At 46.2% G+C, this 17,288-nt stretch carries 20 protein-coding genes and 1 riboswitch; of the genes, 13 read left to right on the forward strand and 7 right to left on the reverse strand.

What is annotated here, in order from left to right; translation table 11 throughout:
- Positions 1–60: 60 nt before the first annotated feature.
- Positions 61–846 (forward strand): biofilm matrix protein TasA, encoded by a 786-nt coding sequence (gene tasA, locus OVA33_RS12695; RefSeq protein WP_017418136.1) that lies wholly within the window; start codon positions 61–63, stop codon positions 844–846.
- 47 nt (positions 847–893) lie between these two features.
- On the opposite strand, the gene sinR is transcribed toward tasA, so the two are convergent.
- The 4 genes from sinR to OVA33_RS12715 form a co-directional block, all read right to left on the reverse strand.
- The gene (gene sinR, locus OVA33_RS12700) at positions 894–1,229 is read right to left on the reverse strand and encodes a transcriptional regulator SinR (protein ID WP_003153104.1); all 336 of its coding nucleotides are present in this window, start codon (positions 1,227–1,229) and stop codon (positions 894–896) included.
- 33 nt (positions 1,230–1,262) lie between these two features.
- The gene (gene sinI, locus OVA33_RS12705; RefSeq protein ID WP_014418369.1) at positions 1,263–1,436 is read right to left on the reverse strand and encodes an anti-repressor SinI; all 174 of its coding nucleotides are present in this window, start codon (positions 1,434–1,436) and stop codon (positions 1,263–1,265) included.
- 176 nt (positions 1,437–1,612) lie between these two features.
- A complete protein-coding gene (locus OVA33_RS12710; protein WP_014418368.1) occupies positions 1,613–2,407 on the reverse strand; it encodes a YqhG family protein in 795 nt (264 codons plus the stop codon).
- A gap of 21 nt (positions 2,408–2,428) precedes the next feature.
- Complete coding sequence (locus tag OVA33_RS12715) at positions 2,429–4,099, reverse strand: DEAD/DEAH box helicase (protein ID WP_021494309.1); 1,671 nt, start codon at positions 4,097–4,099, stop codon at positions 2,429–2,431.
- A 144-nt stretch (positions 4,100–4,243) separates the two neighbouring features.
- Positions 4,244–4,344: riboswitch (glycine riboswitch) on the forward strand.
- A gap of 178 nt (positions 4,345–4,522) precedes the next feature.
- On the opposite strand from OVA33_RS12715, the gene gcvT reads away from it, so the two are divergent.
- From gcvT to gcvPB, 3 genes are read left to right on the forward strand one after another with little or no spacing between them, the layout of a single operon-like run.
- A complete protein-coding gene (gcvT, locus tag OVA33_RS12720) occupies positions 4,523–5,623 on the forward strand; it encodes a glycine cleavage system aminomethyltransferase GcvT (protein WP_017418134.1) in 1,101 nt (366 codons plus the stop codon).
- Between the two features lie 14 nt (positions 5,624–5,637).
- The gene (gene gcvPA / locus OVA33_RS12725; RefSeq protein ID WP_017418133.1) at positions 5,638–6,984 is read left to right on the forward strand and encodes an aminomethyl-transferring glycine dehydrogenase subunit GcvPA; all 1,347 of its coding nucleotides are present in this window, start codon (positions 5,638–5,640) and stop codon (positions 6,982–6,984) included.
- Positions 6,977–8,452, forward strand: coding sequence for an aminomethyl-transferring glycine dehydrogenase subunit GcvPB (gcvPB, locus tag OVA33_RS12730; RefSeq protein WP_025649853.1), 1,476 nt, complete (start codon positions 6,977–6,979; stop codon positions 8,450–8,452). The genes gcvPA and gcvPB overlap by 8 nt, the downstream gene beginning before the upstream one ends.
- A gap of 53 nt (positions 8,453–8,505) precedes the next feature.
- Here gcvPB and OVA33_RS12735 read toward each other — a convergent pair whose 3' ends face one another.
- The gene (locus OVA33_RS12735; RefSeq protein WP_007408335.1) at positions 8,506–8,886 is read right to left on the reverse strand and encodes a rhodanese-like domain-containing protein; all 381 of its coding nucleotides are present in this window, start codon (positions 8,884–8,886) and stop codon (positions 8,506–8,508) included.
- 193 nt (positions 8,887–9,079) lie between these two features.
- On the opposite strand from OVA33_RS12735, the gene OVA33_RS12740 reads away from it, so the two are divergent.
- The 3 genes from OVA33_RS12740 to OVA33_RS12750 all read left to right on the forward strand — a co-directional run bounded on the left by OVA33_RS12740 (position 9,080) and on the right by OVA33_RS12750 (position 11,434).
- Positions 9,080–9,916, forward strand: a complete 837-nt coding sequence (locus OVA33_RS12740; protein WP_003153114.1) for a lipoate--protein ligase family protein — start codon at positions 9,080–9,082, stop codon at positions 9,914–9,916.
- A gap of 99 nt (positions 9,917–10,015) precedes the next feature.
- Positions 10,016–10,444 carry a transcriptional regulator MntR gene (gene mntR / locus OVA33_RS12745; RefSeq protein ID WP_007408338.1) on the forward strand — a complete coding sequence of 143 codons (429 nt, stop codon included), beginning with the start codon at positions 10,016–10,018 and terminating at the stop codon, positions 10,442–10,444.
- A 114-nt stretch (positions 10,445–10,558) separates the two neighbouring features.
- Positions 10,559–11,434: a patatin-like phospholipase family protein gene (locus tag OVA33_RS12750; protein WP_015388011.1), complete on the forward strand. Its 876-nt coding sequence runs from the start codon at positions 10,559–10,561 to the stop codon at positions 11,432–11,434.
- Here the strand turns inward: OVA33_RS12750 and OVA33_RS12755 are convergent.
- Together OVA33_RS12755 and OVA33_RS12760 are read right to left on the reverse strand one after the other, a co-directional pair.
- Entirely contained in the window at positions 11,431–11,826 is a 396-nt protein-coding gene (locus OVA33_RS12755; RefSeq protein WP_017418130.1) for an SA1362 family protein, read from the reverse strand. The two genes, OVA33_RS12750 and OVA33_RS12755, sit on opposite strands and share 4 nt — an antisense overlap.
- Positions 11,827–11,860: 34 nt before the next feature.
- A complete protein-coding gene (locus OVA33_RS12760; protein WP_025649854.1) occupies positions 11,861–12,817 on the reverse strand; it encodes a DUF1385 domain-containing protein in 957 nt (318 codons plus the stop codon).
- Between the two features lie 221 nt (positions 12,818–13,038).
- Here OVA33_RS12760 and OVA33_RS12765 point away from each other — a divergent pair, with 221 nt between their 5' ends.
- The 6 genes from OVA33_RS12765 to spoIIIAB all read left to right on the forward strand — a co-directional run bounded on the left by OVA33_RS12765 (position 13,039) and on the right by spoIIIAB (position 17,282).
- Positions 13,039–13,569, forward strand: coding sequence for a YqhR family membrane protein (locus OVA33_RS12765; protein WP_003153121.1), 531 nt, complete (start codon positions 13,039–13,041; stop codon positions 13,567–13,569).
- 131 nt (positions 13,570–13,700) lie between these two features.
- Positions 13,701–14,762 (forward strand): M24 family metallopeptidase, encoded by a 1,062-nt coding sequence (locus tag OVA33_RS12770; RefSeq protein WP_007612522.1) that lies wholly within the window; start codon positions 13,701–13,703, stop codon positions 14,760–14,762.
- Between the two features lie 24 nt (positions 14,763–14,786).
- Positions 14,787–15,344 carry an elongation factor P gene (gene efp / locus OVA33_RS12775; protein WP_003153123.1) on the forward strand — a complete coding sequence of 186 codons (558 nt, stop codon included), beginning with the start codon at positions 14,787–14,789 and terminating at the stop codon, positions 15,342–15,344.
- Between the two features lie 146 nt (positions 15,345–15,490).
- On the forward strand, positions 15,491–15,772 hold the full coding sequence (locus OVA33_RS12780; protein ID WP_003153124.1) for a YqhV family protein: 282 nt from the start codon (positions 15,491–15,493) through the stop codon (positions 15,770–15,772).
- 77 nt (positions 15,773–15,849) lie between these two features.
- On the forward strand, positions 15,850–16,773 hold the full coding sequence (spoIIIAA, locus tag OVA33_RS12785; protein ID WP_017418128.1) for a stage III sporulation protein AA: 924 nt from the start codon (positions 15,850–15,852) through the stop codon (positions 16,771–16,773).
- Positions 16,767–17,282: a stage III sporulation protein SpoIIIAB gene (gene spoIIIAB, locus OVA33_RS12790; RefSeq protein ID WP_007408343.1), complete on the forward strand. Its 516-nt coding sequence runs from the start codon at positions 16,767–16,769 to the stop codon at positions 17,280–17,282. Before spoIIIAA ends, spoIIIAB begins: the two co-directional genes overlap by 7 nt.
- Positions 17,283–17,288 lie beyond the last annotated feature (6 nt).

Raw genomic sequence — 17,288 nt, forward strand, 5'->3', positions numbered from 1 at the left:
GGTTGCAACCTGGCGACAGGATTTGATAACAAAAATAAAAAGTAAGGGGAGAGTACAAACATGGGTATGAAAAAGAAATTAAGCTTGGGCGTTGCCTCAGCCGCACTCGGTTTAGCATTAGTAGGAGGAGGCACATGGGCCGCATTTAATGATGTGAAGTCGACGGACGCTACATTTGCGTCAGGAACACTTGATTTATCGGCTAAAGAACAATCAGCCAATGTCAATTTGTCAAACTTAAAACCAGGCGATAAATTGACGAAAGATTTCGAATTCAGAAACAACGGTTCACTTGCCATTAAAGAAGTGCTGATGGCTTTGAATTTTACTGACTTTAAAGGAGCAAAGAAAGGAAATGAATCTGCGGAGGATTTCCTCAGCCAGTTTGAAATTACGGTTCTGACAGTCGGTAAAGAAGGGGGCAACGGCTATCCTAAAAATATCATTTTGAAGGCGGCCAGCCTGAAAGACTTATACTTAATGTCAACAAAACAGGATAAAGCAGCTGCCGAAGCGATCAGCAAGCACATTGATCCGAAATTCCTGAGTGGGAGCGGAAAAGTCAATGTAGCAACCATTAACGGCAAAACAGCTCCTGAGTACGACGGAGTTCCGAAAACGCCTGCTGATTATGACCAGGTGAGAATGGAAATCCAATTTAAAAATGACACCGCAAAAACTGCGGACGGATTAAGTGTGCAAAACAAGTTCCAAGGCAATGCGATTTCTCTTCAATTCTCTTTTGAAGCAACGCAATGGAACGGCTTGACCATTACGAAAGATCATACGGATAAAGACGGTTACGTCAAGGAAAATGAAAAGGCTCACAGTGAGGATAAAAACTAATCCGAAAGTCGGACAGTTAAAAGAGGAGTTGTGCACATATGGCGGCACTACTCCTCTTTTTGCGCTTTTCTCCATTTTTGATAATCTAAAAATTCACGAAATTGTTTTTTTGATACCCCGGATGTCATTGCATCGCGAACTAATTTCTCCCATTCACTATCTAATTGACCATCGTATTCGGTTTCATGTTTTTCATCAAGTAAAGTATGAACCGAGACGTCCAGAACAGCGGAGACTTTTTCGAGAAATTGAATGGAGGGGTTCGTCTGTAAATTTCGTTCTATTGAGCTTAAATAAGACTTCGCTACCCCAGCTTTTTCAGCTAGTTCTGATAGTGAGTAGCCTTTTTCTTTTCGGTATTGTTTAATACGCTGGCCAATCAATGTCATCACCTTCCTTGTGATATTATAGCACATTCAGAAAGGATTTACGGTATGACTTCTGGCTGCCTGGATATGTTGAGAAGACTTTTTATTCGAAAGCAGGTATTTGCGTATTTCTTCTAGGCTGATATTTGCTTTTTGGGCTTCTAATATCAGCTCAACCCATTCCTTATCTAATTGTGAAAATTCTGTTTTTGCATTTTTCATGCATTTTCTCCTCCTAAAATACTTGTTTATGTATTTCAGCCAATCCGGCCATGACCTTATCTTTACATGTCTGGAAGTGATTCATCGCATGCGAAACGCCAGAAATTTTTTCTATATACTTTTATTATAATATAGAATTTCCAGAAAAAACGGGAAAGGTGTCGAATGGATAACGCTTATCCAGAAAAATTACTTTGCAGGAAAAATAAACCGCCGTTTTCAATCTGAATGTGAATTTTCGGCTGATATAAGGCTTTCAGCGCTTGTTTTTCCAAATGGTATTCCTCAGGTTTTTCCTCTGTCTGCTCATAAAACTGATCGAGCAGCCTGAGGTCCTTTTTCCATCTGGCGATCGCGCTGTCAGCCCAGTCTGACGGCTCTTTGGCGGCAGCGTCTTTTAAGTAATGCTCCATCCTTTTAATCCCGCTTTCCGGCTTAATCATCGGCGATATGGTAAAGCAATAGTCTGATATTTGCGAGGTCAGCGGAAGCGGTGCAAGCTTCTGCTGAAACCCTTCTATAATTGTTCCAGAAACAAGATGCAGGCCTAAAGACAAAAGTCTGTCTTTTTTCATGTCGGATTGGTATGAAATCACTACATTTAATCCCAGCCAGGGCTGAAGAGGCACTCTGGCTCCGGCTGATACAATTTTCTCATATATTCTTGTAAATCTCCCATTTTGTTTAACTGCTTGAAAGATTTGAAAGAGGCGCGGGGCTCCAAAGTAAATAAATTCGCCGTCCATATCCTCCGGAGCCGTTTCTTTATCAGTGATGAACGTGATCTTCATCGGGTTCGGTTCGCCGCCCGTTTTTTCACGCCAATGCCAATAAAACGGGCGGTTCATAATTTGTTTGTCCATCTCGACCGTCAACTGAACCGTCATAAAACCCGGCCCGTGTTCTGTAATCGGACAGTGGTTCGCTTCAAAAAAGCGCAGTAAAAATTCGTGAACCTCCTGCTGTCTCATGTCGCGCTTCCTCCTTTTAGATTAAGATCCTTTTTTTCTGGCGGGCTTGTCCGTACCGTACGACAGAAAAGAGGTGAGATTGTCCATTTTGATTCTCATTTCTTCCTCTGTCAGCGAATGGCATAAAATATCATGCAAATGGTCTTCAAAATTGCTCACTTTGATTTTTGTTAAAATGTCATCTAATTCTCCGACGACATTTTCAAATAAATGAATTTTGTCATACAGAAGTTTTAAGATATGCTCTTCCACCGTATGTTTTGTCGCCATATTGTAGATATGGACATCTCTTTCCTGACCGAGTCTGTGAATCCTTCCGATTCTTTGTTCAAGCCGCATCGGGTTCCACGGCAGGTCATAATTGATTATATGGTTGCAAAATTGCAGGTTGATCCCTTCGCCTCCGGCTTCTGTAGCGATCAGCACCTGCACTTTGCCGCGGAAGAGATCCTTCATCCAGTCTTTTTTTCCGCGTTTAAATCCGCCTCTGAACGGAACGGAGCTTATGCCGTTCTGCTGAAGGAACCATTGCAGGTAAATCTGTGTCGCCCTGTATTCAGTAAAAATAATGACTTTATCATTAATCTTTTGGATCAAGTCAACAACTTGAATCGCTTTTGAGTTTTGCGTGACTTGATTGATGCGGTCCATTAAATTAGCGATCGTCTGGTCATCGAATGCGGGCGCATGTTTGTCTTTTTGGTCAAGCATTTTTTTGAGCGTCATATACACGGCTTCCCTGCTTGAACAGCACTCTCTTTGCAGCGTCATAATGGAAAATGCGCTTGCGGGCTTTTCCGTGCCGTTTTTCAGTGCGGCAATGTCATCGTAAAGCGCCTGTTCCGTCGGTGAAAAGGTGATCGGCACTGTTTCCACGTGGCGCTTCGTCCATGTAAGGCCGGTGTCGCTCCGCGTGTTGCGGATCATCACCTTATTGACGAGCTCTTTCAAATGCTCATGAGCGTCAATCCCGTCCTTCTGATTGAAGGTTTCTTGAAATCCGCTTTCATTTCCTAAATGGCCGGGCTTTAACAGTGACACTAAATTGAAGATTTCTTCGATCCGGTTTTGAATCGGCGTCGCCGTCAGAAGCAGGCAGTATTTCTTCACAAGACTTCTCGCAAATTCATAATTTTTCGTTTTGCTGTTTTTGAGCTTGTGCGCCTCGTCAATAATGACGAGATCATACGGAATAGAAAGCACAATGTCCTTGTGAGGCGAGCGTTTGGCCGTATCAATAGAAGAAACGACGATATCGCACTGTTCCCACACATAGCTTTTCTTCTGTTCAACAGCGGGTATCAAAAACTTCTCCTGAAGCTCTTTGACCCACTGGGAAACGAGTGATGCCGGCACAAGAATCAGGATTTTTTTGGCCAGCCCGCGAATCATGTATTCTTTTAAAATCAGGCCCGCTTCCACCGTTTTTCCGAGCCCCACTTCATCAGCTAAAATCGCCTTGCCGTTCATTTTTTCAACGACTTTCTGCGCGACTTCAAGCTGATGGGGAAGCGGAGTAAAATCGGGCAGGTATAAAGGAGCCCTCAATCCTTCAAATTCAGGAATGGCAAGGGTCTGCTGGACTTCAGCCGACAGTTTGTACATCTCCCAATTTGACCAGGGACCGTCCGTTTTCAGCCGCTCAGAAAACTCTCCCGGCCAGTTTGCATCAAATATGATCTCTGCTGTCATATGTAACAAAACCGCCTTTCTTTTAAAAAACTGATTTGTCATAATTTTTGTTGCCGGACGTAAGTGAGGGTGGTAGGATATAAGTAATGATTTCACTAAAAGATATTGCTTTAGTATGTCCATAAAATTGGTAAATATGAGCGAATGACAGCAAGGGGAGAGACTCGGACGAAAGATGTGCGTCCGGGCGCCGAAGGAGCAAACTGCGGAGTGAATCTCTCAGGCAAAAGAACTCTTGCTCGACGCAACTCTGGAGAGTGTCTGCACTTAGAAGAAGCAGGCCACCAAAGGGGACGTCTTTATGATATGTTCATAAAGTAAACTTTCAGGTGCCGGGACAGAGAAACCTTCATTTTCATGAGGTGTTTCTCTGTCCTTTTTTATATGTTTTTACAATGCGCCAATGACTGAAGGGGGAAGATGATGCTGAAACGAACACCGCTTTATGACGTGTATAAAGAATACGGCGGAAAAACAATTGATTTTGGAGGATGGGAGCTGCCGGTTCAATTTTCTTCTATTAAAGAGGAGCATGAAGCCGTCCGTACAAAAGCGGGCCTGTTTGATGTGTCCCATATGGGGGAAGTTGAAGTATCCGGTAAAGACGCCCTGTCTTTTCTGCAAAAAATGATGACAAATGACGTTGCCGATTTAAAGCCGGGAAACGCGCTCTATACTGCCATGTGTTTTCCTGACGGCGGTACGGTGGATGACTTGCTGATCTATCAGAAAAGCGGGAGCTGCTATCTGCTCGTGATTAACGCGTCTAATATTGAAAAAGACATCGCTTGGCTGACGGAACATGCGGAAGGCGATGTCACGCTGACGAATCAGTCTGACGGGATTTCACTGCTTGCCGTTCAGGGGCCGAATGCTCAGTCGGTTCTTGCGAAGCTGACAGAATGTGATTTGTCCTCCTTAAAGCCGTTTACGTTTATTGATGGGGCGGACGTTGCCGGACGACAAGTCCTGCTTTCAAGAACAGGCTATACCGGTGAAGACGGGTTTGAGTTATATTGCCGCAATGAAGATGCAGTTCATCTATTTAAGGAGATACTTGCAGCGGGAGAGTATGAAGGTCTCGTTCCGTGCGGCCTCGGCGCCCGTGATACGCTGAGATTTGAAGCGAAGCTTGCTTTATACGGTCAGGAATTGACGAAAGATATTACACCGATTGAAGCCGGAATCGGATTTGCCGTGAAACACAAGAAAGATTCCGATTTTTTCGGGAAGTCTGTATTGCGCGAACAGAAAGAAAAAGGAGCCCCGCGAAAGCTGGTCGGACTTGAGATGATTGAAAAAGGGATTCCGAGACACGGGTACGCCGTGAAAAAAGACGGTGTTCCGATCGGTGAAGTCACGACAGGCACGCAATCTCCGACTTTAAAGAAAAATATCGGCCTTGCCTTAATCAAAACGGAATTCAGTGAAGTCGGAACGGAAGTAGAAGTGGAAATCCGTAAAAAAACGGTAAAAGCGAAGATTGTCCGCACACCGTTTTATAAACGTCCAAAACAGAGCTGAAAAAGGAGAGTCATATGAAGCATCGATATTTGCCCGCGACAGAACAGGATAAAAAAGAAATGCTGAAAGCCATCGGCGCAGAAACAATTGATGAACTGTTTGCCGATATTCCGGAAAATGTACGGTTTCAAAAAGACTACCGCATTAAACAAGCAAAGTCAGAAACTGAGCTGACGAGAGAGCTGACAAAGCTTGCGGCGAAAAATAAAGACGCTGTTACATATGCATCTTTTCTGGGTGCAGGAGTGTACGATCACTACCAGCCGGTTATCGTCGATCATGTGATATCCCGATCAGAGTTTTACACGGCATATACGCCTTATCAGCCTGAAATCTCACAAGGAGAGCTGCAGGCGATTTTTGAATTTCAAACGATGATCTGTGAATTAACGGGAATGGATATCGCAAACTCCTCTATGTACGATGGGGGAACGGCGCTGGCGGAAGCGGCGATGCTTGCGTCGGGCCATACGAAAAAGAAAAAAATCGTCATTTCCGCAGCCGTTCATCCGGAATCACGTGATGTTTTGAAAACATACGCAAAGGGCCAATATATTGAGGTTGTAGAGGTTCCCGCGAAAAACGGCGTCACAGATCTTGAAGCATTGGAACATGCCGTTTGTGATGAAACGGCCGCCGTGATCGTCCAGTATCCGAACTTCTTCGGACAAATCGAGCCGTTAAAGGACATTGAGCCGCTCGCACATAAAGGAAACAGCCAGCTGATTGTTTCTTCAAACCCGCTCACGCTCGGTATTTTGACACCGCCCGGGGCATGCGGAGCTGATATCGTCGTCGGGGACGCGCAGCCTTTCGGCATACCTGCGGCGTTCGGCGGCCCGCATTGCGGCTATTTTGCAGTAACGAAAAAACTGATGAGAAAGGTGCCGGGCCGGCTTGTCGGCCAAACGGAAGATGAAAACGGGCGAAGAGGCTTTGTTCTCACTCTTCAGGCGCGCGAGCAGCATATCAGAAGAGACAAAGCCACGTCTAACATTTGCTCAAATCAGGCGCTGAATGCTTTAGCGGCTTCAGTCGCGATGACGGCGCTCGGAAAAAACGGCGTCAAAGACATGGCCCGCCAAAATATATTGAAAGCTGATTACGCGAGACGCCAAGCGGAAAAAGCCGGCTTGCACGTAGCATTTGACGGCCCGATATTTAATGAATTTGCCGTCAGGCTGAATCTTCCCGTCAAGGAAGCAAACCGGCGGCTCCTGCAAGACGGCATAATCGGCGGATATGATTTAGGCCTTGCGTATCCGGAACTGAATCAGCATATGCTCATTGCCGTCACAGAGCTGAGAACAAAAGAAGAGATCGATTCGCTTATTGCGGGATTGGGGGATCAACATGAATAATCAAGATCAGGCGCTTATTTTTGAAATGTCCCGCGAAGGGCGTATCGGTTACAGCCTTCCGAAGCTTGATGTGCCGGAAACAGAGCTTGAAAGTCTTCTTCCCGGTGACTATATCCGCGATGAAGACGCAAAGCTGCCGGAAGTATCAGAGCTCGATATTATGCGGCATTATACCGCTCTTTCTAAGAGGAACCACGGAGTTGATTCAGGCTTTTATCCGCTCGGCTCTTGTACGATGAAATACAATCCGAAATTAAATGAAAAAATTGCCCGGATCGCAGGTTTTTCCGCTATTCATCCGCTTCAGGACGAGGACACGGTTCAGGGGGCGCTTGAGCTTTTATACGATTTAAGCGAACACTTGGAGGAAATTACGGGCATGGACGAGGTGACACTGCAGCCTGCGGCGGGCGCTCACGGCGAATGGACCGGCCTGATGATGATCCGCGCCTATCACGAAGCGCGGGGAGACTTCGGACGGACGAAGGTGATTGTCCCTGATTCAGCCCACGGTACGAATCCGGCATCCGCCACGGTCGCCGGTTTTGAAACGATTACCGTTAAGTCAAATGAGCACGGGCTGGTTGACATTGAAGATTTGAAAAGAGCGGTAAATGAAGAAACAGCGGCGCTGATGCTGACGAATCCGAACACCCTCGGGTTATTTGAGGAAAACATTACGGAAATGGCTGAAATCGTCCATCAGGCCGGCGGAAAGCTTTATTATGACGGAGCGAATTTAAATGCCGTGTTAAGTAAAGCAAGACCGGGAGATATGGGATTTGACGTCGTTCACCTTAATCTTCATAAAACATTTACCGGGCCGCACGGCGGGGGAGGACCTGGCTCAGGGCCGGTCGGCGTAAAAAAAGAATTCATTCCGTATCTGCCGAAACCCGTTCTCACGAAAAAAGAGGGGCGTTTGACTTTTGACTATGACCGGCCGCAGTCGATCGGGCGCGTAAAACCTTATTACGGCAACTTCGGCATTAATGTCAGAGCCTACACGTATATCCGTTCCATGGGGCCTGACGGCTTAAAAGCTGTGACCGAAAACGCGGTTTTAAATGCAAATTATATGATGAGAAGACTCGCGCCTTATTATGATCTCCCGTATGACCGTCATTGCAAGCATGAATTTGTGTTATCGGGAAGAAGGCAGAAAAAGCTCGGCGTACGAACGCTTGATATTGCCAAACGGCTTTTGGATTTCGGCTATCATCCGCCGACTGTGTATTTTCCTCTCAATGTTGAAGAAAGCATCATGATCGAACCGACGGAAACGGAATCAAAGGAAACGCTAGATGCGTTTATAGATGCCATGATTCAAATTGCGCGGGAAGCGGAGGAATCGCCTGAAATCGTTCAGGAAGCGCCGCATACAACAGTTGTCAAAAGAATGGATGAAACCAAGGCGGCAAGAAAGCCCGTTTTAAAATACGAACGTACACTTGACGGCAGCCGCTGACACGGTGTAAAAAAAAGAGCTGTCCGTTTTATACGGAAGCTCTTTTTTTATGATTAGTTTTTTGCTTTAATTTTCCCGCCCCATTTTTTAAATCCGCCTTTCAGGTTGTAAATATCTTTACAGCCGTGTTTGCGGAGCGTCTGTGCCGCGCGTCCGCTGCGGACATTGTTTTGGCAGTACAGATAAACGGGTTTATCAGGACGGATTTCACTTTTGCGCTGTTTCAGCTGTGACAGCGGAATGTTGCGCGCGCCGAGAATATGGCCGCCTTCAAATTCATTCGGTTCGCGGACGTCAATCAGCTGCGCTTTTCTGTAGCCCGCGCGGAATTCCTCTTCCGTAAGTGTTTTCATTAAACGCTGCTGGTAAAAATACGACACGATCATATAAACGATAAACGCCGCAACAATAATTAAAGCAATCATATTAGACAATGCGATTCTACTCCTTTAACTTATAAAATCAAAACCCTGCTTCCTGAAAACAAGGCTTACCGGACGTTTTGGGACAAATACTATTATAGTAAAGCATGAAGCGATTGTCATCCTTAATGAAACGAAATATTTTTCATTTTCAAGGCAGTTTGTTAAACTGATTTTATTAAAACGATAAAGAAGGGTTCAGTGTATGGAAAAAGAAACATGGCGGTTTATTGACTCAGGGAATGAAAGCCCGGCATTTAACATGGCGCTGGATGAAGCGCTTTTATATTGGCACAGCCAAAAAAAAATTCCTCCGGTGATCCGTTTTTACGGCTGGAATCCGGCAACTTTGTCTGTCGGGTATTTTCAAAATATTAAGAAGGAAATTAACTTTGACGCAGTACATAAACACGGCCTCGGGTTTGTCAGAAGACCGACAGGCGGACGGGGTGTTCTGCATGATAAAGAATTGACATACAGTGTAATCGTTTCAGAGGATCACCCGGAAATGCCGGCCACGGTGACAGAGGCGTACCGGGTGATTTCAGAAGGTATTCTGCAGGGATTCAGAAACCTTGGACTTGATGCCTGCTTTGCGATTCCGCGAACGGAGAAAGAAAAAGAAAGCTTGAAAAATCCGCGCTCGTCCGTCTGCTTTGATGCGCCTTCGTGGTATGAACTGGTCGTCGAAGGACGGAAAGTTGCCGGAAGCGCACAGACACGCCAAAAAGGCGTCATTCTTCAGCACGGTTCCATCCTGCTTGACATTGATGAGGATAAGCTGTTTGATCTGTTTTTATATCCGAGCGACAGAGTCCGTGAGCGCATGCAGCGGAATTTCAAAAACAAGGCGGTAGCCATCAACGCCTTAGCGCCGAAACGGGTAACGATGGATGAGGCCAGAATCGCTTTTAAAGCCGGTTTTGAGGAAGGGCTGAACATTCATCTTGAGCCTTACACACTCACGTCTGAAGAGCTTGCATTTGTCAATGAGCTGGCTGAGACGAAATACGCGTCTGATGAATGGAATTATAAGCGCTGATAAGGCTTGACAGACCGGAAGCATCCTTGTTTTTTCATGACCGTTAGTGTAAACTTGTAATGGTTTATAAAGTTAAGGTGCTTTTTGGGAGGGTTACTTATGACAACACCAAGTATGGAAGATTATATTGAACAGATTTATATGCTGATAGAAGAAAAAGGATATGCACGGGTTTCTGATATCGCGGAAGCTTTGGCAGTCCACCCCTCCTCTGTAACGAAAATGGTTCAAAAACTAGATAAAGACGAGTATTTGATTTATGAAAAATATCGCGGGCTCGTATTGACGTCAAAAGGCAAAAAGATCGGCAAACGGCTTGTATACAGACACGAATTGCTTGAGCAGTTTTTAAGAATCATTGGTGTTGATGAAGAGAAGATTTACAATGATGTTGAAGGAATCGAACATCATCTGAGCTGGAACAGCATTGACCGCATCGGCGACCTCGTTCAGTATTTTGAAGATGACGAAAGCCGGAAAAAAGAATTGAAATCCGTACAGAAAAAAACCGAAAATCCCGGTGAATAAAGGGCAGCCCGAAATGGGGCGCCCTTTTTTTAATGTCTTCATTCTTTGGTCTATTTCGCCCAGCCGTTTCTTAAAATAATAATACACCTTGAGATGGAAGGGAGAGGGCGCGCTATGCAGATTGACGGCGTATTTTCGGGAGGGGGGATAAAAGGGGTGGCGCTTGCCGGCGCTTATGAAGCGCTGGAAGAAAAGGGCTTTCGCTTTGAAAGGCTCGCCGGAACAAGCGCCGGCGCGATTATTGCCGCATTTATCGCTGCGGGCTATACGAGCAGAGAGGTTCATTCCATCATAGATGAGGTGGACGGAAGGCAATTGCTTGATCAGAGATGCTCATTCCTCCCGCTGAAAATCCTGCAGTGGGTGTCGATATATTGGCGCCTCGGACTATACAGAGGCGATATGCTGGAAAAGTGGATTGCGGATAAATTAAAAGCGAAGGGCATCATCGCGTTCGGCGATTTGAAAAAAGGCTCGCTCCGTCTCATCGCTTCAGATCTGACGAACGGAACGATGATCGTGCTTCCTGACGATCTTCCCCGCTACGGATTAAATCCGGAGATGTTCCCGGTTGCCAGAGCCGTCAGAATGAGCTGCAGCATTCCTTATTTTTTTGAACCGATAAAATTGAAGACCGAAAAAGGCACCTCAACGGTCGTTGACGGCGGTGTGTTAAGCAATTTCCCGATTTGGCTGTATTCAAAAGAACGCAAACGGCCGGTCATCGGAATTTCGCTTTCGCCCAACGAAAAAGAGCGCCCGAAAAAATCAATCCGCAACGCTTTTGAGCTGTTCGGGGCTCTGTTTGAAACGATGAAAGACGCTCATGATGCCAGGCATATCGCGACAAAGTACGAACAGAATATTATTTTTATTCCGGTGGAACATGTGATGGCGACGGAGTTTCATCTCACACCGCAAAAAAAACTAGCTCTCATTGAGCTAGGAAAAAGCAGAACAGAGCAATTTTTGAAGCAATGGAGCTATTAAAAAAGCGCTCTGTTTTTCTTTTTATTCTTTTTGCCTTCTATGACGGTAAGCTGGGTCTGGCTTTTTTTCTTAAGAATCATCGGCTTCGGTCTGCTGCTGCTCGGCACGCTCCGCAAATGGCTGACCCGGCCTCTGTGTCCGGCGCGGTGCTTCGCTTTTTGCTCCTTCATTCGGAGCCGCGATTGTCTGGCCGCTTTTTTGAAAGCGGTTCCGTCACGGCCGGTGCGGCGGTTCAGGACCGTCCTCACGATAAAATAAATAATAACGCCTGCGATAATAACGGTGATCGCTCTTGAAATCATCTGCCCGGGGTTGGTTACCGCCGCATAAATGAAACCGAATGCGCCAAGCGCTATCAATACAGCAAAAAAAGGTTGTACACGATGATTCATAACTGCCCACCTCCAAAATAATAACGGTAACGGTTCAGATTACGTTGTGAGACGGCTTTTCGCTCTGTTCTGAAATGTCTTCCAGTCTGAGAAGCTCGTTAAAGCTTTCTATGGCAACCTCGACCTGATCATCCGCCGGTTCCTTTGTCGTTAAAAGCTGCAGCCACAGGCCGGGATAACCGAGCACTTTCAAAACGGGGATATTCCGCACTCTGTTCGTCAGCTGGAGCACTTCAAAGGAGATGCCGAGAACGACCGGTATAAGCGCAATCCTGTCTAAAATCCGCAGCCAAAGCGGATCTGTCGGAACAAGTAAATAGACGAACATGCCGACAATGATCGTAAATAAAATAAAGCTTGAACCGCAACGGTAATGAAGCCGTGACTGTTTCTGAACATTTTCTATTGTAATTGGCAAATTCTGTTCATAACAGTTTATGACCTTATGTTCGGCTCCATGATATTGAAACACTCTTTTAATTAACGGCGTCATTGATAAAAAATAAATGTAGCCGAGAAGCAGAATCAGCTTAAACAGACTTTCGATTCCGATCTGCGCGGCGTCTGAGGAAAATACGGGCCTTACAAGCTCCGCTAAGAAGACCGGGACGAGCGTAAAAACGAATTTGCTGAACAAAAACGACAGAACGCCGATCACCGCCAGGCTGAAAAACATCGATAAGCCGGAACCCTTCTTATCTTCCTGCTCCAGCTTGGCGTCATCCTGAGGATCAAGCCCGTAACGTTCGCTGGAAAAGTTTAAATGCTTTGTGCCGTTGGCGCTCGCCTCAATGATGGCGACGATTCCCCGCAAAAAAGGAATCTTTTTTAAAGCCGAAAGCTTGGCGTTCGGCACTCTCGGAAGCTTGAAAAAATCAATGCTTCCGTCATTCCTGCGGATGGCGGTAACATAATTTTTTCTGCCGCCGAACATTACCCCTTCAACGACAGCCTGCCCGCCGTATGCAGGGGGCGTTTTTTGTTTGGACATTGTTTATCAACCTGCCTGTTTTCTTAGGATTTACTAACCATTTCCTTTCACTCTATTGTACAGGAAACCGCGGTAAACCTCTAGTTAGACAGCCGGAAAATCAATGCTTTTTCTACATGCAGTATACCCCGTTTCTTTAGATTTTACTCATTGAATGAAAATATGGCGCAGCTTTTTATGACTTTTTAATTTTTGGGCAGTCTATGACTGGAGGTGCCATGATGACAAGCGAAAAACATTCAGAACAGGAAGAAAAAAAGAAGCAGGATGATGATCAGCAGCCTGTTTCATTTACCGGCAGAATTTGCGGTATCGGATTTGCCGGCGGTGTATTTTGGAGTTTGATCGGCTATCTCGGGTATGTCTTTCATTTTTCAGAGATCAGCCCCAACATGATTCTTCAGCCGTTTATGATCGGAGAATGGAAAAAACAATGGCTAGGCACGATGGTCAGCATCGTTGTCATCGGATTCATTTCAATTGCCGGGGCGTTTATTTATTTCGTCTGCCTGAAGCGTTTTAAAACCATGTGGCCGGGGATGGTGTACGGCGTCATTTTATGGTGTGCGGTTTTTTTCTTATTCAATCCGATTTTCGAAGATGTGAAATCAGTCACTGAATTGAAATCAGATACAATCGTGACGACGCTTTGCCTTTACATTCTGTACGGTTTGTTTGTCGGCTACTCAATTTCCTTCAACTACAATGAACTTACGTCAGACAAGCTTGCAAGGGCGCTTGGCAATAAGTGAATAAGTGTATAATCCCTGTCCGGTATGGTAAAATGTTCACGAGAAGTGAACATTTTTTATGCTGAAAACCGGGCGGGGATGCTCCCGCGTTGTCAGGCGGCAGTCAAGAATCGGCGAGGAGGAGAAAGGGAATGAAACTTGAGAAATTGCGAAATCTTTTCGGTCAGCTGGATATAGACGGAATGTTGGTGACAAGCTCCGCCAATCTGCAGTATATGACGGGATTTACGGGTTCGTCAGGCCTTGCGGTCATATCGAAAGAACGTGCGGCATTTATCACGGATTTCCGTTACACCGAGCAGGCGAAGACGCAAGTGAAGGGTTTTGACATTATCGAGCACGGCGGAAGCTTAATCCAAACGGCTGCGGATACGATTCTTGAGTACGGCATTAAAAAACTCGGCTTCGAGCAAAACAGCATGACGTACGGAACATATGCATCCTACCAAGCGGTGTTGCAGGAAGCGGAGATGGTTCCCGTCGCGGATTCCGTTGAAAAGTTGCGCTTGATTAAGTCAAGTGAAGAGATTAAGATATTAGAGGAAGCTGCGAAGATTGCTGATGATGCGTTTGAACATATTCTGACGTTTATCAAACCGGGCATCTCAGAGATTTCAGTTGCAAACGAGCTCGAATTTTATATGAGACGCCAAGGAGCAGACGGCTCTTCCTTTGATATGATCGTCGCCTCGGGAGTCAGATCCAGCCTTCCCCACGGAGTGGCAAGCGGCAAATTGATTGAAAAGGGAGACTTGGTCACGCTCGATTTCGGCGCTTATTATAAAGGCTATTGTTCTGATATCACACGCACCGTCGCGGTCGGAGAGCCAAGTGATAAACTGAAAGAGATTTATCAGGTCGTATACGATGCCCAAGCGCTTGGTGTCCTGCATATTAAACCCGGCATGACGGGAAAAGAAGCGGACGCCCTGACGAGGGATCACATCACCGCAAAAGGCTACGGACAGTATTTCGGCCATTCGACAGGACACGGGTTCGGAATGGAAGTCCATGAATCACCGGGGCTGTCTTTCAGGTCATCGGCCGTTCTTGAGCCGGGCATGGCGGTAACGGTTGAGCCGGGCATATACATACCGGATGTTGGGGGCGCAAGAATCGAAGATGATATCATCATCACTGAGGACGGCAACCGGACAATTACGCATTCCCCTAAAGAATTAATTATTTTGTGATCGGAATATAGGAGGACATCAAACATGATTTCAGTTAACGATTTTCGTACAGGACTAACGATTGAAGTAGACGGCGGCATTTGGCGCGTCGTTGACTTCCAGCACGTAAAGCCGGGAAAAGGAGCGGCATTTGTCCGTTCTAAATTGCGTAACCTGCGCACGGGCGCTATTCAGGAGAAAACATTCCGTGCAGGTGAAAAAGTCGCGAAAGCGCAAATCGAAACAAAAACGATGCAGTATCTTTATGCCAACGGCGATCAGCACGTGTTCATGGATACAAGCTCATATGAACAGCTTGAATTGAATGAAAACCAAATCGAAGAAGAATTAAAATATCTTCTGGAAAATATGTCTGTGCACATCATGATGTATCAGTCTGAAACGCTCGGTATTGAACTGCCGAACACAGTTGAACTGAAAGTTGTTGAAACAGAGCCGGGAATTAAAGGCGACACGGCGTCAGGCGGCACAAAACCTGCCAAAACGGAAACAGGTCTTGTCGTAAACGTACCGTTCTTCGTGAACGAAGGCGATACGCTTGTTGTAAATACATCAGACGGTTCTTACGTGTCAAGAGCGTAGTTAAAGAAATTCGGAGTCTGCTCCTTTTACGGGGCAGGCTTTTTTTGCGTTCTGCATCAAATCTTTCTTTTATATGAAAATAGTGAGACTACTTCCGTCAGCTAGAGCATATAGTGTAACAAAATGCTTGAAGTTGGGGGATTGCAATGAAATTTTTGTTTGGTTCAATCAATTCTACTGTTTTAACGATGGCCGGTTTACGAGTTTTGTCCTCGCTCATTGAATTATCGGCCGCTATTATCATGCTTTTGACAAACGACATCAGAAAGGCAGTTGTGGTGAATAGTATTTTGGCAATCGTCGGCCCGCTGATCTTTATCATCACAATGACGATCGGCATTTATCAGATTGCCGGACAGCTCTCATATGCAAAATTAATATTGATTTTTGCGGGAGTGGTGCTGATTTTGGCCGGTGTGCATAAATAGAGGGCCGGGGTGTCATAAAGTCTGTCCCGGATCATACATTTTAAAGAAGCCAATCGGTAAAAAAGGAGGAGACTCTATTGAATGAGATTACAGAGGTTCTCCCTGCATTATTGAGAGATGCCATCTCCGCCGTGCCCGAAGAAGCGAGGCGGGATACAGAAGAAATCAGAATCCGCGTCGACAGGCCGGTTGAACTGATCCAAAAAGGACAACCTTTGTATTTGTCATATGTCTGTACGGCCGGCGACGCACAGCTGATCCTCAGCCGGCTCAGCAATTACAGTATGTACACGCTGGAAGAAGAGCTGAAAAAAGGATACATCACAATCAGAGGAGGCCACCGTGTGGGGCTGGCCGGAAGAGTCATCGTCGAAAACGGAGCCGTCAAAGGACTCCGGGATATTACTTCTTTTAATATCCGAATCGCCCGGGAGAAGCTGGGGATCGCAGAACCGCTCATTCCTTTCTTATGGAAAGAAAACTGGCTGAACACGCTGATCATCGGTCCTCCGCAAACGGGGAAAACGACCTTGCTTCGTGATTTGGCCCGGCTTTCCAGCACCGGATCAAAACGCATTCCTGCAAAAAAAACAGGTATCGTAGATGAACGGTCGGAAATTGCCGGCTGCCTGCGGGGCATTCCCCAGCACAGTTTCGGCCGCAGAATCGATGTCCTTGATGCCTGTCCGAAGGCGGAAGGGCTGATGATGATGATCCGCTCTATGAGTCCTGATGTCATAATTGTGGATGAAATCGGGAGAATGGAAGACTCACAAGCGCTGCTGGAGGCGCTCCATGCGGGCGTATCCGTTATCGTATCTGCGCACGGGTGGGACATGAAAGACTTGGTAAAGAGGCCGTCGCTGAAAATGCTTTGGGAGGAAAACGTGTTTGACCGGTATGTTGAACTGTCAAGGCGCCGCGGTCCGGGAACGATCAGCAGGATGTACGGAAAGGACGGGGAACCTGTTCCGCATGCTGAAAGCGTGATGACATGCTGAAGCTTTTGGGTGCCGTGTTTATTCTGACAGCGACGACTTGGACCGGATTTGAGATCGCCAAAATGTATATTGAAAGGCCGAGGCAGATCCGTCAGCTGCGCGCGGCGCTCCAATCGCTTGAAGCGGAAATCATGTTCGGGCATACACCGCTGCATACCGCCTCGGGACAAATTGCCGCACAGCTTTCCAAACCTGTATCGTTATTGTTTCAAGCTTTCAGCAGAAGGCTTGAGCAGGGAAGCGATTCCGCCAAAACGGCTTGGGAACAGAGCTTGAAACATAACTGGTCTTCCATGGCGATGAAAAAAAGCGAATATGATGTGCTGAAGCAATTCGGAGAGACGCTCGGGCTCCATGACCGTGTTTCTCAGCAGAAACATATCAAGCTTGCGCTTACACATTTGGAAGCGGCGGAAGCGGATGCCGGACGGGCGCAGGCGAAAAATGAAAAAATGGTGAAAAGCTTAGGATTTTTAGCCGGACTGTTACTCATTCTTCTATTGATGTAAACATGA

It is taken from the genome of Bacillus sp. KICET-1 (assembly GCF_027721405.1).
Lineage (GTDB): Bacteria > Bacillota > Bacilli > Bacillales > Bacillaceae > Bacillus > Bacillus velezensis.